This window comes from Devosia limi DSM 17137 (assembly GCF_900128975.1).
Taxonomy (GTDB): domain Bacteria; phylum Pseudomonadota; class Alphaproteobacteria; order Rhizobiales; family Devosiaceae; genus Devosia; species Devosia limi.
In genome coordinates, this window is the sequence record NZ_FQVC01000014.1 from 70837 (window position 1) to 93838 (window position 23002).

24 protein-coding genes and 1 other annotated feature are annotated in these 23002 nt (G+C 58.9%); of the genes, 7 read left to right on the forward strand and 17 right to left on the reverse strand.

What is annotated here, in order from left to right; translation table 11 throughout:
* Window positions 1-6: 6 nt before the first annotated feature.
* The 3 genes from traF to BUA69_RS17940 all read left to right on the forward strand — a co-directional run bounded on the left by traF (window position 7) and on the right by BUA69_RS17940 (window position 1994).
* Complete coding sequence (gene traF / locus BUA69_RS17930; RefSeq protein ID WP_244468690.1) at window positions 7-504, forward strand: conjugative transfer signal peptidase TraF; 498 nt, start codon at window positions 7-9, stop codon at window positions 502-504.
* Window positions 467-1651, forward strand: a complete 1185-nt coding sequence (locus tag BUA69_RS17935) for a conjugal transfer protein TraB (RefSeq protein ID WP_342019983.1) — start codon at window positions 467-469, stop codon at window positions 1649-1651. Before traF ends, BUA69_RS17935 begins: the two co-directional genes overlap by 38 nt.
* A 70-nt stretch (window positions 1652-1721) precedes the next feature.
* Window positions 1722-1994 (forward strand): hypothetical protein, encoded by a 273-nt coding sequence (locus BUA69_RS17940; RefSeq protein ID WP_046133962.1) that lies wholly within the window; start codon window positions 1722-1724, stop codon window positions 1992-1994.
* A gap of 424 nt (window positions 1995-2418) precedes the next feature.
* Here BUA69_RS17940 and BUA69_RS17945 read toward each other — a convergent pair whose 3' ends face one another.
* The 5 genes from BUA69_RS17945 to BUA69_RS17965 form a co-directional block, all read right to left on the reverse strand.
* Window positions 2419-3702 (reverse strand): MFS transporter, encoded by a 1284-nt coding sequence (locus BUA69_RS17945; protein WP_201777431.1) that lies wholly within the window; start codon window positions 3700-3702, stop codon window positions 2419-2421.
* 87 nt (window positions 3703-3789) lie between these two features.
* The gene (locus BUA69_RS17950; protein WP_046133963.1) at window positions 3790-4140 is read right to left on the reverse strand and encodes a TraR/DksA family transcriptional regulator; all 351 of its coding nucleotides are present in this window, start codon (window positions 4138-4140) and stop codon (window positions 3790-3792) included.
* 62 nt (window positions 4141-4202) lie between these two features.
* A complete protein-coding gene (locus tag BUA69_RS17955; RefSeq protein ID WP_046133964.1) occupies window positions 4203-4721 on the reverse strand; it encodes an NYN domain-containing protein in 519 nt (172 codons plus the stop codon).
* 57 nt (window positions 4722-4778) lie between these two features.
* Window positions 4779-5633: a universal stress protein gene (locus BUA69_RS17960; protein ID WP_046133965.1), complete on the reverse strand. Its 855-nt coding sequence runs from the start codon at window positions 5631-5633 to the stop codon at window positions 4779-4781.
* Between the two features lie 11 nt (window positions 5634-5644).
* Window positions 5645-7132: a SulP family inorganic anion transporter gene (locus BUA69_RS17965; RefSeq protein WP_046133966.1), complete on the reverse strand. Its 1488-nt coding sequence runs from the start codon at window positions 7130-7132 to the stop codon at window positions 5645-5647.
* 220 nt (window positions 7133-7352) lie between these two features.
* Window positions 7353-7404, reverse strand: a sequence feature (sul1 is cis-regulatory element that is thought to sense ions involved in sulfur or methionine metabolism; They are found in Alphaproteobacteria).
* Between the two features lie 584 nt (window positions 7405-7988).
* On the opposite strand from BUA69_RS17965, the gene BUA69_RS17970 reads away from it, so the two are divergent.
* Window positions 7989-8291 (forward strand): transcriptional repressor TraM, encoded by a 303-nt coding sequence (locus BUA69_RS17970; protein ID WP_072866618.1) that lies wholly within the window; start codon window positions 7989-7991, stop codon window positions 8289-8291.
* Window positions 8292-8306: 15 nt separating this feature from the next.
* Here BUA69_RS17970 and BUA69_RS17975 read toward each other — a convergent pair whose 3' ends face one another.
* From BUA69_RS17975 to BUA69_RS18035, 12 genes are all read right to left on the reverse strand, one after another.
* Window positions 8307-9017 (reverse strand): helix-turn-helix transcriptional regulator, encoded by a 711-nt coding sequence (locus BUA69_RS17975; RefSeq protein WP_046133967.1) that lies wholly within the window; start codon window positions 9015-9017, stop codon window positions 8307-8309.
* A gap of 120 nt (window positions 9018-9137) precedes the next feature.
* Entirely contained in the window at window positions 9138-10415 is a 1278-nt protein-coding gene (trbI, locus tag BUA69_RS17980; RefSeq protein ID WP_072866619.1) for an IncP-type conjugal transfer protein TrbI, read from the reverse strand.
* A gap of 9 nt (window positions 10416-10424) precedes the next feature.
* A complete protein-coding gene (gene trbH, locus BUA69_RS17985; protein WP_046133968.1) occupies window positions 10425-10889 on the reverse strand; it encodes a conjugal transfer protein TrbH in 465 nt (154 codons plus the stop codon).
* A 1-nt stretch (window position 10890) separates the two neighbouring features.
* Entirely contained in the window at window positions 10891-11691 is an 801-nt protein-coding gene (trbG, locus tag BUA69_RS17990; protein ID WP_046133969.1) for a P-type conjugative transfer protein TrbG, read from the reverse strand.
* A 38-nt stretch (window positions 11692-11729) separates the two neighbouring features.
* Complete coding sequence (gene trbF / locus BUA69_RS17995; RefSeq protein WP_046133970.1) at window positions 11730-12392, reverse strand: conjugal transfer protein TrbF; 663 nt, start codon at window positions 12390-12392, stop codon at window positions 11730-11732.
* A 27-nt stretch (window positions 12393-12419) separates the two neighbouring features.
* Window positions 12420-13598 carry a P-type conjugative transfer protein TrbL gene (gene trbL, locus BUA69_RS18000; protein WP_052950375.1) on the reverse strand — a complete coding sequence of 393 codons (1179 nt, stop codon included), beginning with the start codon at window positions 13596-13598 and terminating at the stop codon, window positions 12420-12422.
* Between the two features lie 192 nt (window positions 13599-13790).
* A complete protein-coding gene (gene trbJ / locus BUA69_RS18010) occupies window positions 13791-14582 on the reverse strand; it encodes a P-type conjugative transfer protein TrbJ (protein ID WP_046133972.1) in 792 nt (263 codons plus the stop codon).
* The gene (locus BUA69_RS18015; RefSeq protein WP_046133973.1) at window positions 14560-16995 is read right to left on the reverse strand and encodes a conjugal transfer protein TrbE; all 2436 of its coding nucleotides are present in this window, start codon (window positions 16993-16995) and stop codon (window positions 14560-14562) included. Before BUA69_RS18015 ends, trbJ begins: the two co-directional genes overlap by 23 nt.
* Window positions 16996-17004: 9 nt before the next feature.
* On the reverse strand, window positions 17005-17304 hold the full coding sequence (locus BUA69_RS18020; RefSeq protein ID WP_046133974.1) for a conjugal transfer protein TrbD: 300 nt from the start codon (window positions 17302-17304) through the stop codon (window positions 17005-17007).
* Window positions 17297-17662, reverse strand: a complete 366-nt coding sequence (locus BUA69_RS18025; RefSeq protein WP_035087746.1) for a TrbC/VirB2 family protein — start codon at window positions 17660-17662, stop codon at window positions 17297-17299. Before BUA69_RS18025 ends, BUA69_RS18020 begins: the two co-directional genes overlap by 8 nt.
* Window positions 17652-18626 (reverse strand): P-type conjugative transfer ATPase TrbB, encoded by a 975-nt coding sequence (gene trbB, locus BUA69_RS18030; RefSeq protein ID WP_035087744.1) that lies wholly within the window; start codon window positions 18624-18626, stop codon window positions 17652-17654. The genes BUA69_RS18025 and trbB overlap by 11 nt, the downstream gene beginning before the upstream one ends.
* Window positions 18627-18633: 7 nt before the next feature.
* Complete coding sequence (locus BUA69_RS18035) at window positions 18634-19251, reverse strand: acyl-homoserine-lactone synthase (RefSeq protein ID WP_035087741.1); 618 nt, start codon at window positions 19249-19251, stop codon at window positions 18634-18636.
* A gap of 425 nt (window positions 19252-19676) precedes the next feature.
* On the opposite strand from BUA69_RS18035, the gene repA reads away from it, so the two are divergent.
* The 3 genes from repA to repC form a co-directional block, all read left to right on the forward strand.
* Entirely contained in the window at window positions 19677-20894 is a 1218-nt protein-coding gene (gene repA, locus BUA69_RS18040) for a plasmid partitioning protein RepA (RefSeq protein ID WP_035087738.1), read from the forward strand.
* The gene (gene repB / locus BUA69_RS18045; RefSeq protein WP_046133994.1) at window positions 20891-21904 is read left to right on the forward strand and encodes a plasmid partitioning protein RepB; all 1014 of its coding nucleotides are present in this window, start codon (window positions 20891-20893) and stop codon (window positions 21902-21904) included. Before repA ends, repB begins: the two co-directional genes overlap by 4 nt.
* 215 nt (window positions 21905-22119) lie before the next feature.
* Window positions 22120-23002: plasmid replication protein RepC (gene repC, locus BUA69_RS18050; RefSeq protein WP_072866621.1), on the forward strand; the 883-nt coding region annotated here is incomplete at its 3' end.

Genomic DNA, 23002 nt, shown 5'->3' on the forward strand with positions numbered 1-23002 from the left:
TTGACTATGGGCGCGGCCCTTGTCGTCGCCATAGCGTGTGCTGGCCTTTGGGGCGGATTCCGTCTCAACCTTACATCTAGCTACCCCGTTGGGATTTGGCGGATTGAACCGCTGGATCGAGAGGCAGCCGTCGGGGATCGTGTGTTCATCTGCCCACCGGACGCCGCCGCCTTCGAGCTCGGCTTTGAGCGCGGCTATTTGCTGAGGGGGATGTGCCCAAGCGGCCTAGGGCCGTTGATCAAGACCGTTGTCGCCGTCGCTGGCCAGGAGGTCAACGTCACACAAAATGTGACCATCGACGGCGCTCTATTGCCGAATGCGATGGTCCGGCTTGCGGATGCAGAGGGGAGGATCCTTCCCAAGTTTCCCGGGGGTACCGTTCCACCCGGTTTCGTTTTTCTCCACTCCGACTTTGGTGGTTCCTATGATTCCCGTTACTTTGGGCCGCTTCCGGCTTCGGGCATTCTTGGGCTGGCTCATCCGGTTCTGGTCTTCTCGCAATAGGGCTTCTCGCCTAGCCTCTCTGGCAACGGCAGCTGCACTGCTCGGCCTGCTTGGATGGAGCGGCAATCCCACGACCTTGCCCCTAGCATTGGCGTTTCCGGCGCTATGGAGCTTGGCAGGCTCCCACATTGGGGCGGCTCTCGTCGCTGCAGCCTATTTTCTCGCTGCCTCTCGCGGTCTGCCAGAAGGCGTGGCCATTTTCTTCGACAGCGATCTTCTGATGGGCCTCATGCTCTGGGTCGGAGCTTCGCTGGGATTTGCAGCCGTGCATTCGGCCTGCTGGACGTCACAAAATGGATGGCGAGTACCGATCCGATATCTCATCGCCAATGCTCTGATGTCGCTTCCGCCCCTCGGCATTGTGGGGTGGGCGAACCCGCTCACAGCCGCAGGAATTGTCTTCCCTGGATGGGGTTGGTTGGGCCTCGCTATGACAATGGTCACCTTGATGGCCGCCACAACGAAGTATCGATGGCCCGCCTTTGTTGCCGTTGGCGTACTTTCGGTCGCCGCATCAGTTCTCTGGGTGGAACCGGAGAGCCCACCCGGATGGACTGGCCTTGATACCGACTTCCTTGCGATGAGGGAGCAATATGCCGACCATGAGCAGCAACTCGCGACGATCGCACTTGTGAAGACCGCCGCTGCCGATGGTGCAAGCGTTGTCGTTTTGCCCGAAAGCGCCCTAGGGATTTGGACCCCGACCACCGAGGCACTTTGGAGAGCCTACCTTGCTGGCGTGCCTGTGACCGTGCTCGGAGGCGGCGTCGTTCTGCAAAACAAAGGCTACGAAAATCTCATGATCACCGTGACTTCCGAGGGCTCGGATGAATTGTATCGGCAACGCATGCCGGTGCCTGTGTCGATGTGGCAGCCCTGGACCAACCAGGGAGCGGAAGCGACCCTCTTCCACGATGCCGTTGTTGACTTGGACGGTCGCCGTATCGCGATCCTGCTCTGCTACGAACAACTGCTCGTTTGGCCCGTACTGCACTCTGCCTTGATGCAACCTGACATCGTCGTTGCAACGGGAAACGCATGGTGGACAGGTTCGACCAACATCTTGCAGATCCAACGGGCCGCATCGGTGGCGTGGACGCGCTTGTTCAATCTCCCTTTGGCGATGGCTTACAACGCACCCAGTTAAGCGGTCAGCTCCATTGGGTTGCTGGTCCGGTGTGGCTTTGGCGTTCTAGCCACCCGCGCGGAGTCGCCTTATGTCGAGGCTTCAATACTATCCAACGAAGCCGCTCATGCCCGCCAATCATGCAACCGCCATTATCCGCTGGCGTGACCAACTTGACGAACTCGGTGGTGGCCTGGAGGCTTTTGATCAGTCTGCAACGGTGTCGACCATGCTGTTCGGATGCCATAGCTGGCTCAAGCATCATGCCCAAAGCTCATCCGAGGACGAACGGACGAGGATGGAACGGACCAAAGCCGAGTTGGAACAATGGATGAGCGTTCGGGGGCTGGTCTACTCTCAATAGTCCCCAAGGCACGGGCCCGTTGCCCATGGACAACTTTAGTGTGATCGTTTCGCCTATCCCCAGCGGCGGGTGCTTGAACATGATGGATGATCAGCTCGCGGTGGCGATTGCGGAGACTACCCCCGCCATGCGGTGGATGGGCGACTCCAAGGAAAATGCCTGTTTTTAAGCCGGGCGCTACGGTCGTGACGGATTGGTTTGGACATTGGAAGTCTGAGTCCATGCGCGCCTCGTGCTAGGAACCAAAGCGACCTGCCGATTATTTTCAAACAGCAAACAGTTTCATGCGGTTGTTCGCGTAATTTCGCTTATGGAACAGAGCTTTTTGTTACGCCCGGCCGGTCGTATAGGGCGCATTGTTGTGGGCAGCTATCGACCCCATTGGCACTCCTTCAACAAGATCCCGACAGCTGCCGTGGGGCCTTCATTCTGCAGGCTGTTGTAAGCCTGATGCCCGCCGCGCCATTGCACCTTGCAGTGTCAGGTAAGCCAGAGAGCCAAGAAAGCAGTATGCGGCGTATCCGAAAGTCTGCACCGGCAGCACGGCTCCTCGGTCTATGAGCAAGCCGGCTATCCCCGGTCCGAGTGCAGATGCGGCGACCAGAGCGGCTGTCGCTATCGAGCGAATAGCTCCAATATGCGCCGTTCCATAGAGCTCAACCCAAAGGGCGCCGACCACCGGGTTCATCATGCCTTGAGTGAGACCGATGCCAATGAACACGAAAGGCATCGACCAGATCGGCTGCGCAACGCCCAAGACCAGACTGGCTGTCGCTAGGGGTAGCAGGACGAACGGCATCAAACGCCATGAGCCGAAACGGTCCACCATAAAGCCGGCGAAAATCGATGACACCGCAACCGACAATGACAAGAACGGGAACAGGGCCGTAAAAGTCGTGAGGTCCCAGCCCTTCGCCTCGGTCAGATGGGCTTGGTGAAAAATGTAGAGGGTACCAATGGCGGGCGGCGCCATGATCCCTGGTAGCAGCACGTAGAACAGAGGATCGCGCAAAACGCGCGCTCTGGTCCACTGGAGGCCAGTTGGCTCCAGCGTTGTCATGCCATCGGGATTGGCAATGACGGGCCGACCTTTTCGACCCTCGGGTGGATCACGCAACAAAAACCAGATGGCAGGGATGACGAGGCCGACCAATACGGCAGCGGCACCCGCCCACACATTTCGCCAGCCAAAAGCCAAGATCGAGACCGTCAGGACAAAGGGCAGAAAGGCGTCGCCGATCGTGTATCCCAGGCCGGCAAAGGAAAGAGCCCGGCCACGGAAGCGGTTGAACCAGCGGGACATGGTAGTCATGGCGACGTGGCTCAGCATGCCTTGTCCAAAAAACCTCAGGAGCGCCAAGGCGATCACCAATATGGCCACGTGCCCTGCGCCTGCCATGAAGAGTGCGGTAGCTGCCAGACCAAGCATGCAGATGATGGCAAGACGTCGAGCGGGCAGTCGGTCAGCAAGGACGCCTGCGAATACCAACACGCTTGCACTCGCGAGGGTAGCCAGCGTGTAATAGCCTCCGAATTCGCCATGGCTCAGGCCGAATTCGGTCCGAAGCGCGGTATTGAACTGGGCGATGAAGTTGGTTTGCCCGGGCATGGTTGCCAAGGTCATCATGGCGCCCCCCGCAATCCATTGGAGCTGGCGCCCCGTCAACTCGGACAGCGGCGGCGATTTGGATGGAACGATGACGGACAAAATAAGACTTTCCCAGCGGCGCCGGTGAGAAGATAAGGATGTGGAGAGCGGGCCGAAAGAATGAGCCGACGCGACGCGGAAGCAAGGCTAGGCGCTGCTTTGGGCGGAGGTTATGCATAAGGCAGCCGCAGGGTCGATCTCAAGGCGCTTGGGCGATATCGGTTCACCGCAGTCGACACAGTCTCCGAACTCGCCCGCTTCGAGGCGTCGAAGCGCCATTTCCAAGGCGACCTTTCGTGCCTGACGACGCTGATCGGATGCCTGGGCAAGAGCCTGGCCCTGGATCGCGTCCATTCGCGACAGACGGCCAACGCTTTGCTGGTCCAGCTGTACTGGCGCCCGATCTTTTGCTGTCTCTTCGGACAACGTCATGAGCTCATCCAGTTCATTGCGGATGCGCTGTTCGAAGTGGCGTCCGGCATCGGGAGAGTTGGTCATTCGGCTTCCACCAAGATTGGCTGGAGGATTGTCAAAAGATCTCGCTATGGTTCCGCAATGGGTCATGCCCGTGCAATGGCGTCCCGATGATCGTGCAGGTCGATCAAACGGGAGCACTCGGAGACAAGAAGATCATGCGGTGAGATCGATGTTGGTCCGTGCAGGGTCGATACGAGTGTGACAGCGACCCCGCGCTCAATCAGTTGTTCAACAAGCGGGACGAGTTTGACATCGCCGGCGACAAGCAGAACCTCGTCTCCTGGGGCGGCCATGTCCAAGGCATCAATCGCCAAACCGACGAGATTGGTGCCGTAGCGCTCCTTTGGCAGGTCCTCAGTTTCGCTGTAGTCGTCGCCGAAAATATCGAACCCGTGGTGTGACAACCAATCGAGAAGGCGTTGTTGCCGGTCGGCCTCCTCGGCATCACGCAAGTCGCGATGGTAATGCGCCAATGTTATCGGACCCTCTTGTGCCAGCATGGATACCAATGCTGTGAAGTCGATGCTGGTACCGAGCACTTTCCGGAGCCGATCACAGTGGGCGCCGTCTATGAGGAGGATGCGCTTCAAAGGCATGGACATCATTTCACTCCCTTGAATGACGAGATTGGCTGGCCGGGACGGCGGCCAGCGCAATGATCAGCGGAACAGCATGACCGGGCGTTTGACCGAACGCATCATCTCGGCGGTAGTACTGCCTATGAACAAGCTGCGGATGCGAGAGTGCCCATAGGCGCCCATGATCAGCAAATCGATGTGATCCGCTTCGGCATGGGTGGCGATAACCTTTTCCGGCTCGCCATCCTCGATATGGATATGGACCGTGTAACCGGCATTTCGCAGGACATTGGCGGCGCTTTCCAGCTTGCCCCGAGCCTCTGGCGTGTCCCGACCCGCTGTGACGAGGTGGCCTTCAAGACCGGCAAACAACTTGCCAGTGGCAATATGATTGATTGCCTTCATCACGCTGGGGCCACCGTCGAACGCGATCAGAAAACGCTGGATCGGCTGGAATGCCCGCGATGCCACCAAAATGGGTTTTGTGCTAGTCCTCACGACACGCTCCAGATTGGAGCCGAGGTGCAGCTTGGCAAAATCCGCTGCCTCCCCGCGCTTTCCGATCAGGATCAGGTCAGCCTCTTTTTCGAGTTCCTGCACGGCCTCGACGATATCGCCGTTTCGCAACTTGCCGACCGCTGCCGGTGCCCCCGCTTCAAGAAGACGCTGAACGCCCGCGTCGACGATAAGGCGACCACGTTGCTGCGCCAACTTGGCGCGCTGTGCATCGTGATCAGCCAGCTCGTTCAGAAGGCTGGATCGGGCTCCTAGCTCCAGATTGCCCGACAAGTCGAACGGTGTGCTGGATAGATCGCGACGACCAATCACATGGACCACGTCCACATTGGCGGCCAGGGTTGTCGCGGCCCAAGCTGTGTGGTCGAGAACGCTTTGTGCGTATGCCGAGCCGTCGATGAAAGCGATGAGTTTGGTCATCTGGGTTCCTCCTAATGGCCCATGAGGCGTTCGAGCGCCCCTGGTTTGTCATGGATGGCGAGCCGATCGACGATGGTCTCGCTGGCTTCGTTCATGCCGACCAGGTTCACTTCGGCGCCTTCGCGACGGAACTTGAGAATGACCATGTCGAGCGCCTGGACACTGGAGATGTCCCAGATATGGGCGTGCGTGACGTCGATGGTGACCTTTTCGAGCGCTTCTTTGAAGTCGAAGGCGTCTGTGAAATCCTCGGCTGAAGCGAAGAACACTTGGCCCTCGACCGTATAGGTCCGCTCGCGGCCATCAGCTGACAAGCTCGAGGAGATGCGGAAGATCTGGGAGATTTTCCAGGCGAAGAACACGGCAGAGAGCAGGACGCCAACAAGGACGCCGGTCGCGAGGTTATGGGTGTAGACCACGGTTATCACTGTCGCGAGCATCACGATGGATGAGCTTCGCGGATGCGTGACAAGCGTCTTGACCGAGCTCCAGGAAAAGGTGCCGATCGACACCATGATCATGATGGCCACCAGTGCTGCCATGGGTATCTGGCTAACCAGATCGCCCAGGACAAGGATCATGAATAGCAGGATAACGCCGGCAGAAAAGGTCGAAAGTCGGCCCCGGCCACCGGATTTCACGTTGATGATCGACTGACCGATCATGGCGCAGCCCGCCATGCCGCCGATAAAACCTGTGGCCGTGTTGGCGATACCCTGGCCAATGCATTCCTGGTTACGGTTACTCTTGGTGTCGGTGAGCTCGTCCACGATCTGGGCGGTCATCAAGGACTCGAGCAGCCCGACCACCGCTACCGCTGCCGAGTAGGGCAGGATGATCATCAGCGTTTCGAGATTGAGTGGGATTTGTGGGATCAGGAAAATGGGCAGCGTATCGGGGAGTGCCCCCATGTCACCAACAGTGCGCAGGTCCATGCCGAGGAACATCGAGAGAGCGGTCAGCACCACGATGCAGACAAGAGGGGATGGGATGGCTTTAGTGATGCGCGGGAAAAGGTAGATGATGGCGAGCCCACCGGCGACCATCGCATAGGTCAACCAGCTGACATTGGTAAGCTCTGGCAGCTGGGCCATGAAGATCAGGATGGCCAGCGCATTGACGAAGCCGGTCATCACAGATTTCGAAACGAACCGCATGACATAGCCGAGTTTGAGGAAACCGGCGGCAATCTGCAGGAGACCTGCAAGAACGGTAGCGGCCAGCAAGTATTGCAGCCCGTGATCTCTCACGAGCGTGACCATGAGCACCGCTGTCGCGGCAGTGGCTGCCGAGATCATTCCGGGACGACCACCGACAAAGGCGATCAGCACGGCAATGGAAAATGAGGCGTAGAGGCCGACCTTTGGGTCAACGCCAGCGATAATGGAAAAGGCGATGGCCTCAGGAATCAAGGCTAGGGCAACGACAAGGCCGGCGAGAATATCGCCTCTTATATTACCGAACCACTCGGCACGCATTCGGGGGAGGAAGTCTTGCATTTAGTGTCCATCTGTGGAGCCGCGGGCGGGATGGCCTCTTGCGGCGGTCGAGATGCACGGGTGCTCTGAAAGAAACGGCAGCAATGCCCAAGTCGGGCCCTACGGGTGCGGTCACACACTAGAAATCGGACTTGTAGATTGAAGTGCCGAATTCGGGAAAGTCTGACCGGCAGCCGAACGCTTCAGGCGTTCCGTTGCATCGATGTTCAAACGATCTGGTAGGTGACCGGGGGATGGGCGCCCGGAGAAGCCACCCGCGGTGCGGGTCCGACGACAGTCCCTTACATGCCCCAAGCACCATTCAGAAGCAAGTACCCATCTTCGGCAGGCTCGCAGGGCCGCAGAGCCCGCTTTGCTGAAATCGCAACTGTTAGCAGGCCGGCAGCAAGCCACCTCATTTCTGCCATCGCCGTATCAGCGAAAGAACAGCGGGAGCTAAATCGCTGAGGCGGCTTGGACGCACGAAATAGGGTGCACGTCCGCCGGCCAGCAGATGGCCCGCATTACTCTCGCGGGCTCAAAATCTTTCATAGATGAAAGTGCAGGAAGCTCGGCCGCCTTTGGCTTTCTGAGACAGAAGTGCTTATCCAAATATGGCGTGGGTCGTTACTCTATGCTATTCGAAAAGCAGGGCCGTACGCGCGGCCCTGGGGTGTGGAAACCTCAATCCAGCGGTTGGTGCCTGCCGAGAGGGCGCCACAATCCTTTGACCATGCGGTCGGGGAGCCTGTGACGTATGTCCAGGTGCCCCGGTGCTAAAGGTCACAGGAATCGGCTGGATCGATTTTCCAACTCCCCGATCATGGGTTAGAGGATGTTTGCGGGGGCGTACCGCGGACCAACCTTGATACAACCGATGCCCATCAATCTGATTTCAGGTCCCGGAATTGCTCCGCCCGAACCCAGTGTCCCACTGCTCGAGCACGATACGCTGGCCGCGATGCTGACCTATCGATACTATCTCCGCATTGCCCAACGCCGTTTTGACCAACTGGACCGCCTTTCCAGGCTGGTGCCGAAAAACTCATGGCAGCTGGCACGAGCGAATGCTGCATATGGTTCGGCAGCCATAAAACTGGACAGACAAGAAATTCTGCTCGCCAGACTAGTTCAGCGACTGGGGTACGTTCCAAGGATCGATCCCGACAGGTTTCACTGAGCATAGAGAGCTATGCTAGATCAACCCATGGTCCGTGGCAGTGCCGATCGCCTGCTGAATGTTGTTGGCGCCTAATTTGCGACGCGCGCCCTGCATATGGAAACGCACACTTGGTTCCTTGAGACCCATCAACTCAGCAATGTCGGACGCGCCAAAACCTCGCTTTGACCAGGCCAGAACCTTTGTTTCCTGCGGACTTAGCTTAAAGTCGGGGCCATCAAGAAGTGCCTGAGCGCGGACCTTGGCAAATGCGTGCATGTAAATGGCGGCGTCTCGAGTGACATCGAGATCGGCAATGTTGCGGCTGCCGGGTGCCAGTCTCGAAGAGGCCAAAGTCAGCATTGCGGTGTGACGATAACCACACGGAATTGGAATGCTGACCCCAGAGCGAATGCCGAAGTCCGCAGCCTCTCCCATAAACGAGGTCTGAACCTTGGAAACACGCACTGGCATCTGGTCGACCGACCATTCGAACGGCGTACCCAGCTCTTTGGCCGTCCTGACCACCGGGTCTATGATCGACATGTCCTTGCTGAGGTAGTGCGCTATCCATTCATCAGGATAGTCCGAGATCCCGCGAACGTCATTGCCATAGGAATCGAGATAAGCGCACCACTCAAACCCCAACTCAGCGGTCAACTGCTGAAGAGCCGCCAGGAAGTCATCGCGATTCTGCGCGACCTCGATCGCTTGGATGAAATCGCCGAACCAGTTTGGGATGACCATGCTCGACGGTGCTCCGTTTGCGCTAGACGCAAAAACAAAATCCTGCCGCGTGCGTCAAGGTATTGATGTGCCGTGTTTTTCGCATTGCGAGCAATATATTCTGACATGTTAGTCCAATATTCAATATGCCTTTGGAAACACCAGATCCTGGTCCACCAGCACATTGAATATGTATCCCGGTCGGATCTCCAGCGTCGGCTGAACCTCCATATTCTGCCCAATCGTCCGGTCGGCCACCTCGCTGAACGTTTCCGCAAATGATCGCCGTGCAGCGTCGGTGGCGCTGTTGTCAGCCGAGCCCTGGTCCTCAGGGAGAGCCATGTCGATGCCGGCCCCAATTGCGGCAACGAGGATCGCGGAGCCGAACACCTCGAAGTAGTGGTTATCGACCTGATCGGAAAAGCCGCCAAAACCCTGCGCATCGGTACCGGCCATGCCGCCGATCTGCAGAGTGGCGCCATCGGGAAAGACGATGTCTGTCCAAATGACGAGCGCCCGTCGCTGCCCAAAAGTTACCTTCGAGTCATACCGGCCAAATAGCCTCGTGCCTTGCGGAATGAGTAGGTGATGCCCAGTCGCACTGTCGAATACGTGCTGGCTGACCTGGGCGATGATGCGCCCGGGGAGGTCGGAATTTATGCCCGTGATCAGTGTTGCTGGGATGACCGAGCCACGCTTGAGCTCAAACGGTGATACTGGTGCCATCACCTGGTTGGGCAGGTAGCCGAGGTCCTTGAGATCCTGATTGAAGAAGGCATCCTTGGCATCTTGACCATTGGGATCGGCATTCTGCGCTTCATCGCTACCTGCCATCGCGGCAGCGTAGAGACCTGCTAGATCAGGTCTGCCTATCCCGGCCTGAATCGAGCCAGGGTCCGGCGGCGGGTCGTTCAGCGCACCAAGGTTTATCGCGGTTGGCGAGTCGAAGGCGGCTTGACTGGCTTGAACGCTGGCCATGCGTTGACGATGTAGTTCACGCAGCAACTGCTCTTCCTGCTCTCGTTGCAGCTCTGCCTTCCAATCCTCTTCAGGTCCAACGACCGGGCCACTGGGAAGGGGATCCCTTGCCGGCGTGGGTTGGAAGGGGTTGGCGACCGGGGCAGGAACCGCGGGTGCAGGCTGAATCCGTACAGGTTCAGATCGCGGCGCTTCGATGATGCCGTCGGGCATACCCTCCTTGAGGCGGTCGCCAAAGCCGCCCGCCGGTAAGCCGTTAGCGTCATCGAGGTTCGTGTCGGCGGGTCCAAAAATACCGCGTGTTGAAATGCCATAGACGATGACGACGAGGAAGATGACAGCCAAGGCGATGCCAACAAAAACCGGCAAGCGGTTGATGCGCTGGATTTTCGGCGCATCATCGCTCAATCGAGGCGCGGGCGAAATGTCGAGCGATGCCAAAAGTGCCTCCTATGCGCGCTGCAGGACCGAGAGGGGACTTGTTGGCGTGGCTCCCGTTTCGGTCAGGGCATAGGCGCGCCCAAGATCGACGGTAGCGGTAGAGAGCCGTGCCAGGACGCTGCCTTCGAAGCTGTCGACTATGAATGCCACGGGAATTGCCGAGGCATCGTCCACCTTTTGATCGATGGCGACGGCATAGCCCCACGCTCGCAATGACTTTTCCAAAGCAACAGCAAAGGCCGAGTCGTCCGGCTTCAGCACGACTGTGCCGGTACCGGGACCAACGACCTCTGCCAAACGACCCACCAGATCCTCGGCAATGACGCCGGCGGCCTCGGGAGAAACCAGCGCATTGTCGATGCTCGCAATCTGTGCGGAGGACCCACCAATGCCAAAGGTTTGGCAGCCGGCCAGCGGCAGGGTTGTGGCAAGGAAGCCGAGCACCCGAAATGCTGACTTGATCCGGATGTTCATTCTAGCTACCCCGCCTGATGGTGATTTTCTGTTGTTCGCGGCCAACGCCTGAGACCAGCACCGCGTGATCGACTAGATAGTCGACGACCATCATGTTGTTCTGCAGCCGGTAGTTGACGATGCGATTTTCACCACCGGAAATGACGAACAAAACCGGCGCATCGCCGCCAGCGAGAGCTGATGGGAACTGGATGTAGGTTTTGAGGCCATCGGTATAGATGCGACTGGGTTTCCAGCGCGCGGCCCCCTCAATGCGGAAACCAAAATCCAGGTTCTCGGCCGGGACCCCTGCCCCGTCGACGACGCTGGCCTCCATCCGGGCGTTGATCTCGTCGAGCTTGGCGGCGACGTCGTCCGGATACTCAAAGCCAACTCGGGCCATGTATTCGGTGGGATGGGAGCGCAATTGCACGTGGTAGGTGCGCCGGGAGGTGGTCACCACCATCGAGGTTTCAATGCCAGCTTCGGACGGCTTGACGATCAAATGGACTGCTTGCGCACCGGCAGCTCCCGAGGTGGCGGGATCTACCTTCCAGCGGACGCTGTCGCCGACGAGAACGTCACGGACGACTTCGCCGGCCTGCAGTTCAATATCGCAGACCTGCAAGGGCGAACAGACGACCGACGGTTGCACTTCGCCGAACAGGAAGACCACCTTGCCGTCAGGCCCACGTGTCACCACCCCCCGCCCTTCCTGCCACTCGCCGGACAGATAGGTGCCTTTCGCCTCATTGGCGCTCATGTCTTGCGCGGAGACGCTGCCGAGGGTGCACAAGGTAGTGGCCAGCACCAACAGCGGCATTGCGGGCCATGGCTTCGAATGGGAGTATCGAGATATCGTCATAGCTGGGCGGTCCAATCGAAGTCTCGGACATAGAGCCCGATAGGATTGAGGCGGATCGTGGCTTCGTCCAGAGGCGGGGAAAGCGTCACGGTGGCGATGCCGCGGAAGCGGCGGGTGGCGAGTTCTTTGCCCTGCCGGTCGCGCTCGAATTCGGTCCAGTCGATCTGGTAGGACTGGTTTGAAAGCGCGACCACATTGTTGATCTCGATCGAGACCGTGGCCGTCCTGGCTCTTTCAAAAGGGTTGGCGCCCCGAAACCAGGCGTTGACCTTCTCCGTGGAAGGATCGGTTGTCCGCAGCAGGGCATAGGTGCGGTCGATGTATTGCTTCTGCACCACAGCGTCGGGCGTGATCGACTTAAAGCTGGTCACGAAACCACCGAGCATGGCGCGCACGACCCGCGGATCGGCGTAATCGATCTGCGCAGGAAAGCCAGCGGATGCTGGCGTTCCAAGGCGGTCGACTTCGACAATGTAGGGCACCAGTTTGACCTGCGTGCTCTGGTAGAGGGCGTAGCTCGTTCCGATCACCGCCATGGTCAGTGAGACCATCGCCACGATGCGCCAGGTATTCGCCGCTTTGACGAAACCGCCATAACGCTCGTTCCACTCAAGCCGGGCGGCCAGATACGGGTTGTCTGAAGGTAGTTGTTTGGACATCAGAAATTCTCGATGCTGCGGGCTGCCTTACGGCTTGCCGGATTTGGGGCCGGAAGAAGCGGGTTTAGACCCACGCGCGTCGCTGGCGGCCAACTTGGCATTGGCCAGTCCCATGGTTGTGGTGCCGAAACTGCCCGGTCCACCGATCGCCTGGTCCTTGATGGCCGAGGCGGTAGCGGCTAGTCCTCGGACGGCGGTCGAGGCCGTAGCGGCCGTTCCGGCCGCTGCCGCGCCTGTAAAGCCACCTTTCTCAAACGCGCCTGCGGCCGCTCTCCCGCCGGCGCCGATGGCCGTCGCCCCCATTGCGGCGACGCCAGCGCCAAACTGGTATCCGTTCATCGTGGGTCGGGCCGCTTCTATGCCGCTGGTGACGGAGACGCCCTGAATGACGCCAGAAATCATGGGCGGTAGGAGCATTGAAATGTAGGCGATGACGATGGCGAGCCCCGCGATCGACGCAGGACCGATAAAGCTCTGGTCAATGTCAGGAGTCGCCGCCACGTCGATCAAGGTACGGGCGCCAATGGCGGCGACCATCACCAACACCATGATCTTCATGCCGACGGAGAAGGCGTAGATCAGGTATTTGATGGCAAAATCCTTGGTGTAGGATGAGCCACCGAAGCCGAGCAGGATCATGCCGGCGAGCAGACCGACATACATTTCAAGGATGACGGCAAGCAGGATAGCGGCGACCAGGCCAAAGGCTGCGATCACCGCCAAAGCGCAAACGCCGACGATGACGTTCTTGCCGAAATCGCCTGGATTCCACCATGCAAGTTGCTGCGTCATGCGGTTCGCGACGTCGATTCCCGCATCGAAGACGGCGGCAGGCGAAACGTCACCAGAGCCAGAGCCAATCTGAAACAGGCTGCTGACCACTGCTTTTGCCAGGTCCGGGCCGTTCGTCAGGACAAACAAAAAGAAGCCGATGAACAGGATGCGGCGCACCAGCTCGGAAAAGAAGCTTTCGAGCGTGCTGCCCTGTATCGCCAGCCAAACGGCCGCAATGCCGACCTCGATCACGGCCAGGATCCAGAACAGGCTGGTCGCGTGCTGCATGAGCACTGTTTCCCAGTTCCGGGCCTGGGTAGTGATCGACTGCTGCACGGTTTCGACGACGTTGTTCGGCGTCTGGCCGTGCGCTTGGCTGATGAGGAGCAACGAGCCGACAAAAACGAGGCTCGCGAAATACGAAGGCTTCATGCTCACCACTCCGGAGTGAAGGGCGTTTCATCGCCGACTACGGTGTCGACCGTTCCATCTGATGGGCTCGCTTTAGTCTGCGCCGTCTCCACAGGAGCCTGTCGTACCGCGAGCGCGAGGTATGCGAACCCGGCGCCAGTCACGAACAAGACAATGATGAGCGCAAGCCTGACGCGCGACGGTTGCTTCATGTCACCACTCCGGACTGAACGCTGATTCGTCGCCGACACTCACGCCGCTGTTTCCGCCGAAAAATTGCTCGTTCTCGGCCTGCGCGTTGTCGCGCAGCGTTTGCTCGGATTGGTACCAGGTGCCCATCATCGTCATTTGTTGGGAAACAAGACCCCGCAGCTTCTGCATTTGGGCTACCTGCTGGGACGCAATCTGGTGGCCGACTTGCAGTGCCTGCATCTGCCCGGCGGCAGTCCCGGACATTGATCGCAGTTGCTCCATAGTCCCCTCCTCTGAGGAGAACTGTTCGGCCGTCAGGTTAGCAGCGCGCAGCGTCCCTGCGATCGTATCCCGATTGGTTTCGGACCAGCTCTGGTATGCCGATGAAAAATCCTCGCCATTGAGAGGATTTTCTAGAAACTCGCTGTAGCTTTGAAAACGCTGCTTGAGGACGTCGTCGACATTCCCCATGGAGAAGGCAATGCCTTCCCCCTGCCCTACGATCGACTGAAGTTGTGCAAGGTCCGCTTCAACTTGACCCCAAACCTCGTCGGGCAGTTTGAGCGTGTTCTGCAGCATGTTTTCGTAGATCCGCAGCTGGTTTTGAATCTGCTCGACCTGGTGCGCGATCTGGGTCACCTGATTGTCGATTTGAATGCCGGACTGGCCGGCCAGGCCAACAAGCTCGGCATTGTTCAGGATCTGGGTGAATTCGGTGGCGCCCACCAGCTGTCCAGCAGCTTGAGCCGGCATTGCGCTGGCAGCGCTGACGAAAAGGCCGAAGGCGAGACTAACTGGACGGTTGAAGCGCATGCTTGATCCCTCGTTCTGAAAGCCAGTGAGTTGGCCAGTCATCGCCAAATTGCTGATGTAAAGCGGTGACGCGCCCAAGATCGTCCTTGCCGCTTGCGCCCACGAAGCTCAGCGTCACGGGCCCGAGTGCCATGTCGAACAGGCGCCGGCCGTCGGGTGAGACCACGTAATATTCTCGCTTGGGCATTGCGCTGGCGACGATCTCGATCTGCCGGTCGTTGAAGCCGATGTGCTCATAGAATTCGCGGGTGCCGGGCTCGCGAGCCGCGCCGTTTGGCAGGCAGATCTTGGTGGGGCAAGATTCCTTGAGCACGTCGATGATGCCGGATCGTTCAGCGTCTGAAATCGACTGCGTCGCCAGCACCACGGCGCAGTTCGCTTTGCGCAGAACCTTAAGCCATTCGCGAATTTTATCGCGGAACACCGGGTGCCCCAGCATCAACCAAGCTTCATCAAGAATGATAAGGCTTGGCGCACCGGTAAGGCGCTTTTCAATCCGCCGGAACAGATAAAGCAGAACGGGTACGAGGTTGCGCTCGCCCAAGTTCATCAGCGCCTCGATCTCGAAGGTCTGGAAACTCGAGAGCGTCAGACCGTCCTGCTCGGCGTCGAGCAAGTGTCCCATCGGGCCGTCGACCGTATAGTGCAGCAATGCATCCTTGATCTCGCGCAACTGTACCCCTGAGACGAAGTCGGACAGCGAGCGGCGCTCCGTTTGGGCCATCAGGCCAAGTTGGCGAGAAATCGCGTTGCGATGATCAGGGGTGATTTTGACACCCTGCAGCGCAATCAGCGTTTCAAGCCACTCGGCTGCCCAGGCGCGATCACCAGCATCGTCGAGCGACGACAAAGGACAGAATGTCAGTCCCTCCCCTGCCCCGACGTCATAGTGATCACCGCCCACGGCCAGAGTTAGCGGTAGCATCGAGCCTCCTTTGTCGAAGGCGAAGAGCTGGGCGGCCTGATATCGGCGAAATTGCGCAGCGATCAGCGCCAACAAGGTTGATTTTCCGGAACCGGTCGGCCCGAATATCAAGGTGTGCCCAACATCGCCTGAGTGCAGGTTGAGGCGGAACGGCGTCGAGCCGCTGGCGACCTGCATCAAGGGCGGCGAACCTTCGGGGTAGAAGGGGCATGGGCATACCGAACTCCCAGCCCAAACCGTATTGAGCGGAATGAGGTCGGCTAGGCTTCTCGTGTTGATCAGGGGTTCGCGGATGTTGGCGTACCAGTTCCCCGGCAAACTACCGAGAAATGCCTCCGTGGCATTGAGGGTCTCAATCCGTGCTGCGAAGCCTTCCGATTGCACGAGGCGCCGGATTGCTTCCGCCTTTGTCCGCAATTGCTGAGCGTCGTCGCCAAACAGGACGATGACCGGCGTGTAGTAGCCATAGGCAACGAGTTGAGAATTGGCCTCGGCAATCGCATCCTCAGTTTCGGCCACCATGAGTGCGGCATCCTGGTCGATGCTGTTGGACCGTGTTTGAAACAACTGGTCCATGAATGGTCGGACCTTTTGCAGCCACTTCTTGCGGGTGCGTTCGAGTTTTTGCCGCGCCTCGACGGGATCGAGAAACATGAAGCGGCTTGACCAGCGGTAACTCAACGGCATCGTGTCGAGGACGTTGAGGATCCCTGGCCAGCTCTCTGCGGGGAAGCCATCAATGGCGACGACTGCCAGATGGCGGTTATCGATCACTGGCGTCAGGCCATGATGAAACTCGGCTGACACGAGAAAATCGAGATACATGGGGACGTCGGGCAAGCGAACCGGGTGGCTCTCGCCGACGAGGCAAAACCGAATGAATTGCAGCAACTCGTCGTATCGGGCGGTCCGGGTGCCGCCGCGTTCTGAAGCCTCCTGCGTGACCATCTGACGAATTGAAACGACATTGGCCATGTACTGCTCAAACTCGCGGATGGCCGTCTTGAAATTGGCCAGCGCGGTATCGGCAAACCGTTCGGTTCGAGATGGTGCGTCCGAATAGATGTATCGCGCCAGGCCAGATTTTCGGCGCTCGGGCTCGCGATAGGTCAAGATAATGGCGTGCTGGCTGTCGAAGTGCCCGTCGGCCGCCTCAAACCGCGTGCGACGCTCATCGTCAATCATTGCACTGATCGGATCGGGAAAATGCGACTGGTTCGCTTTGGCATAGGCAGTTGCTGGGATCCGCAACGCCTCGACCTGGATCATCCAGCCTGAGCCCAGCCGTGCCAGGATCGCATTGATCTGGCGGGAGATTTCATTGCGCTCGATGTCGGTGGCACTTTCGCTGTCGGGCCCCGCGAAATACCAGCCTGCCATCAGCGAGCCGTCCTTGAGCAGCAGCACGCCGTCGTCAACTAACCCCGCATAGGGCAGAAGGTCGGAGAAGCCCGGCCCGGTTTGCCGAAATTGCTTGAGAGAGACCATAAGACGCTCTTAGTACCGGCGCCAGGGCGACGCTGTCGGCCGGTACACCCGGCGGAAGCGGATGTGTCGCAGATAGACCTGGCGCATCAGAGGATCGGCCTTGCCCATCATCCGCAGCAGGCCGACGACAACAATCCACATCGCGAATCCGAACACGGCCGAAATAGGCGTCAGGACCACAAAGATGAGGATGACGGCTGACAGTCCGGTCACGAGGACGAGTTCACGATCGGCACCGAAGAGCATGTTCGGTCGCGATAAAGCGCGGTGGAGCCGTATTCGCTGGAGGCGACTGCCGACCTCAGCCATAAATCTGGTCCTGAACAAAGAGTGAACTACTATTTGCAGTACCGCCGATCGACGCGCCGCTTGAGCCAAACAGAGCAACAATTTGGGTGGCGCCGAGCAGGATCCCGGCGACAAGCACCACATAGACAAGGCGTCGGGCAAAATCGTTCAGCTCGCCGCCGAAGATCAGCATGCCGCCGGCAATCGCGACGGCCGCCAACGCGATTGCGGCAGCGACCGGACCGGTGATGGACTCCTGTATCTGTTGCAGCGGCCCTTCCCAGGGCAGGCCCCCTCCCCCGCTGGCCAAGGCCGGCTGCGCGCACAGGCACGCAAGAACGACTGCGCCGGCTGCAAGCCGCAAAACTCTAGGCGACATTGAGCCGCTCCTTGTTCGATGAATGACTTTCGATTTGGTAGGCGCCGTTCCGGAACCCTTCGATGTGCAGGATGTCGGAAACGCGTCGTCCATTTGGCGTGCGCTCAATTGCCACGATGAGGTCGACCGCCTCGCCGATGACCTCACGCATCGGCATCTGGCTGACTTCAGCGACGAGCTGCTCCAGACGCGTCAGCGCAGAACGCGCGCTATTGGCGTGAATGGTGGCGACACCACCGGGATGGCCCGTATTCCAGGCTTTGAGCAGCGTTAGCGCCGCACCGTCGCGAACTTCCCCGACAATGATGCGATCAGGACGCAAACGCATAGTGGACTTCAAAAGCCGTGCCATGTCCGCGGCATCGGAGGTGTGGAGCAGCACGGCGTTCTGGGCTGAGCACTGGATTTCTGCAGTGTCCTCCAGGATCACCACACGATGCTCAGGCACGGCATTGACCACCTCGGTGATGATCGCGTTGGCGAGTGTAGTCTTGCCGCTACCAGTGCCACCGGCGATGACGATATTCATGCGGGCTTCCACCGCATTGCAGATAATTTCGGCCTGCTCTGCGGTCATGATTGCCTCGCGGACGTAGGCGGCGAGCGGGATCAACATCGACGCCCGCTTGCGGATCGAGAACGATGGCTCGGCGACGATCGGCGGTAACAAGCCTTCGAAGCGATGACCGCCAATCGGCAGTTCGCCTGAAATGATGGGACGATCCTGGTCTGCTTCGGTTTGGAGTGCGTGAGCGACGATACCGATAATGGTTTCTGCCGACTGCGCGTCCAGATCACCCGCCAGGGTGATCCCCTGCCCGATCCGCTCGATGAACAGCTTGCCGTCCGGATTGAGCATGATCTCGACGACACTTGGCTCATCCAGCGCGGTCCGAATGATCGGCCCAAGCGCGTCCTGAAGCTTGCGCACAAGGCGATCTGCTGATGAGTGACTTTGGCTCATGGGAAGACTAGGCCGCTTGATTGAGCTTGGTGAAGGTGGATTTGTATTGGCGCGGTCGGACCCGTTGAATGCTCTGGGCGTCCACGGCCACAATACCGGCCAGGGCAATCGTGTTTCCGATCCGCGAGGTCTCACCCAAGCGGCGCAACTGCAGACCGACCCGGCGCAAAATACGCTCCAGCCGCACATCGGTGACCGTCACAATCTCGGAATAACCACCGAGGGCTGCCCATTCTAGGATGCCGGCTATCAAAGTCATGGTAGCGAGATGGATGCCGTCGGGGGTCAAACGCGCTGTTGAGGTATCGACGCAGAACCGCGACGTTTCCAGCATTCGCGAGTGCGGGGCAAAGGCGCTGCTAGAAGTCAGAAAGCTGAAGGCTTCTGACAGCATTGTCGGACCCATCGCCGGCAAGACGCGGGTATGGCCAATGACCACACCGCGGTCGACGACTAGAATGCTGGTTGGGTTGAGCTCATCGAACTGATCGGATTCCTGCCCATCAACGACGGCAACATCCCACCCCATGCGTTCACGAAAGACGCGAGCGCGGAGACGGTGCATCTGTTCCACCAGCAAAGGGTTTTGGGAGCGGTCGTGTGGACCAATAGCGATGACTTCCATCGTCCTGCCTTGCGTTGTGTTCCTGTTCGCAAAGGCACCACAGCCCGTGTCCTCCCGCACCCTATCAAATCCGATAGGCGACAGGGGTGCGCTGATACGCATACCTTGACCAAACAAACGAGTCGGTGGTCGCTGCACTTGCGTTGCGGGCACGTGGGAAGTGAGGCAGCCGGCTCTCGCGGCGTCTTGTGGGGGCGGTCCGGGACGTCGGTTGCGTCTTTTGTAGCAACCACTAAGTCGGCATATAGCGTTAGGTCATGTAGTTGTCAGCTGACAATTAGAGAAAAGCACAATGAAATCATAGTTCTAGCCGTGCACTTCCAGTGCCTTAGGAATCCATTAACCCAATATTCCTTGACCGGCTCACAGGACTCGGGTCAATTTGCGGAAATTAATAAGAGTGGCACTATTTTGCGACTTTCACGATGAAGCCAGTTGTAGCTGCAAATTCCCGACCCCAGGGCGGGCCAGCGTTCGATGAAACGATCTGGGAAGATTCTCAGGCTTTGGGCTCGCAGCTCCAGGTCCTCCGGGAACGTCTGTTTCCGCCTGAGGCTCAAAAAGAGCTTCGAACCTTCTCAACCGCCGAAACCGCAAAACTGATCGGCGTGACTGAAAGCTATATCAGAAACCTGGCGACGGACGAAGCCGGCCCGATCCCTGAAAAGGCCACCACCGGGCGCCGCCGCTATTCCCTGGAACAGGTCCATGCCCTTCGGCAGCACCTTACCAAAGGCAAGACCTCATACCTTCCATGGCGCAGGCAGGGCGAGCACCTGCAGGTCATAGCCGTCACCAACTTCAAGGGTGGGTCCGGCAAGACCACGACGGCAACCCATCTGGCGCAATATCTAGCCCTGCACGGCCATCGTGTTCTCGCTGTCGATCTCGACCCTCAGGCATCGATGTCGGCCCTGTTCGGCTATCAGCCCGAATTCGACGTGGCCGATAACATGACGCTCTATGGCGCTATCCGATACGACGAACAGCGCCGACCGCTCTCCGAAATCGTTCGCAAGACCTATTTCGCTGGCCTCGACCTAGTGCCCGGTAATCTCGAATTGCACGAGTTCGAGCACGACACGCCTCGCGTCTTGTCGAGCGGCACGCATGACGACGATGGCCTGTTTTTCATGCGGGTCGCCAGTGCCCTACAAAGCGTGGCAGACGACTACGACGTCGTCGTCATCGACTGCCCGCCCCAGCTGGGTTTTTTGACCATGTCGGCGCTGTGCGCCGCAACGGCCGTCCTGATCACCGTTCACCCGCAAATGCTCGACGTCGCCTCGATGAATCAGTTCCTAGCCATGACTTCGCAATTGCTGGCAGTAGTGCGCGATAATGGTGGCAACCTAAATTATGACTGGATGCGATACCTTGTCACTCGGCATGAACCCAATGACGGCCCGCAGAACCAGATCGTGGCTTTCCTGCGCAATCTTTTCGGGGAGCGCGTGCTGACGCCGATGATGGTCAAGTCTACGGCCATTTCTGACGCTGGCCTTTCCAAACAGACCGTCTACGAAGCACCTCGTGAATCGATGAACCGCCAGACCTACGACCGGGCGCTTGAATCGATGGATGCTGTCAACGGCGATATTGAGAAGCTGGTCCATCAGGCATGGGGGAGGGCGCTCAAATGAAGAAGCCCGACGGTCGGGGCAGGGACATTCTGCAAAGTCTGGTCGCCGCCGGCAAGCCGGGACGTCCGGAGGATGGATCTCCGTCGCAGGCGCGGCCCTCGGGAGCCGTCAAGGCAATGAGCCTTGGCCTCGATCGCCTGTCGGCCGAGGCCGCACAGGCAAAGGTATTGCGTGAAGAGCTGGCCAGTCGAGAAACGACCCAGGAGCTTGATCCCGCGCTGTTCAGTGCCTCGATCGTTTCTGATCGCATTTCATCGGCAAGCGATGGACGGCTCCAACAGCTCAAGGCGGCGATCGCCGAGAACGGGCAGCAGATCCCAGTTATCGCCCGTCCGCACCCCACCGAAGAGGGGCGCTTCCAGATCGCCGCCGGCCACCGGCGCTGGCGCGTCGCTCAAGAGCTTGGGCTCAAGCTCAAGGCAATTGTCCGCAAGCTGTCCGACCAGGAAATGGTCATCCTGCAGGGGCAGGAGAATGGACCGCGCGAGGACTTGACCTTTGTCGAGCGCGCGCGCTTCGCGATGCAGATGGAAACACACGGTTTCGATCGCGACACGCTGTCGGCCGCCCTCAGCGTCGATAAGCCAGAGATTTCACGCCTGCTCACCGTCGCCCAGGCGCTCGGCGAGGACCTGATCGTTGCCATTGGCTCCGCGCCCAAGGTTGGTCGCCCTAGATGGCTCCAGCTCGTCAAAGGCCTCGAGCTCGCCGGCGCGCGCGAGGCGCTCGACGAAGTGTTGGGGTCATCTGACTTTCAAAGCGGCGACAGCGATCAGCGTTTCGCCATGGCGTTGCAGGCCGTCGGATCAAAGCAGCGCACGGCCAAGCGCCGGCTTGCCTCTCCCGACCGAATTGCGTGGGTTGAAAAGAAGGGGCGCCAAGTCCGCCTTGTCTCAGACAACCCTGCCTTCGCAAGCTTCATCCAACAACGCCTTCCCGCTCTCCTTGACGAGTTTGCGGGCAGCGCGGAAGCCAGAACAGAGAAACAGTCGAAAGGATCAAGTCACTGAATATCAAACGCTTTTGGTGAATTGTCAGCTGACAATTAGCACCGGAAGCACATGAAACCGGGCAAAGAAAAAGGCCCCCGAAACGACATTCCGGAAGCCCTTCTCAAGAGTGGTATCAAGAGAATCGCATTTCCAGGAATCACAGTCAAGGCCTTCGGGCACTGAGCGTCGGTTCGGCGAGCGTATTTCTGTTGCCTAGAGATAGGTGAAGAAGAATGCAGACCCATACTGTAACGACGCCCTTTGGGCGGCGGTCGATGACTCTTGGCATGATTGCCAGTCAAGTCACTGCCCAGACGGCGCCGGAAGGCGCCACCGTGCATAAATGGCACGTCTTTAGAGATATCAAGGAAGCCCGGATGGCCTTGGGCGCCACCGATCGGGCTCTGGCCATCCTTGATGCCCTGCTGTCCTTCCATCCGGAGACAGCGTTCTATGGTGACAGTGCGCTCATCGTCTGGCCGTCCAATGAGCAGCTCATTGGCAGGGCCAACGGGATGTCGCCAGCGACGCTGCGCCGGCATCTGGCGAACCTGGTCGATTGCGGGCTGGTCGTCCGACGGGATAGCCCCAATGGTAAGCGCTATGCCCGCAAGGGGCAGGGGGGCGAGATTGAGCAAGCCTATGGCTTTGACTTGTCACCGATCGTTGCCCGAGCTGTGGAGTTCAAGGAGCTTGCAGAGGCCGTCCGCGCCGAGAAGAAGGCCTACAAGGTCGTCAAAGAACGGCTGACCATATGTCGCCGCGATATCGCAAAGATGATCGAAACGGGCATCGAGGAAGGCGTTCCCGGCAACTGGGGGACCGTACATGTCGAGTATCAGGCGATCATCAGCCGGCTTCCAAGGACAGCCCCCCGCCAGGTACTCGAGGAGGTGGCGGCCGAGCTCGATGATCTTTGGACCCAGATCCGTGACGTATTGGAATCCTTCGTAAAATCACAGAATCTGAACGCCAATGAGTCTCAAACTGAGCGCCACATACAGAATTCAAATACCGAATCTAAAACTGAATCTGAACGCGGCTTAGGAATAAAAAGAGAAGCGAGCGGCAGCGCCGGCGAAACTGACAACCTGCGGAGCCTGCCGAAGCGTGAAC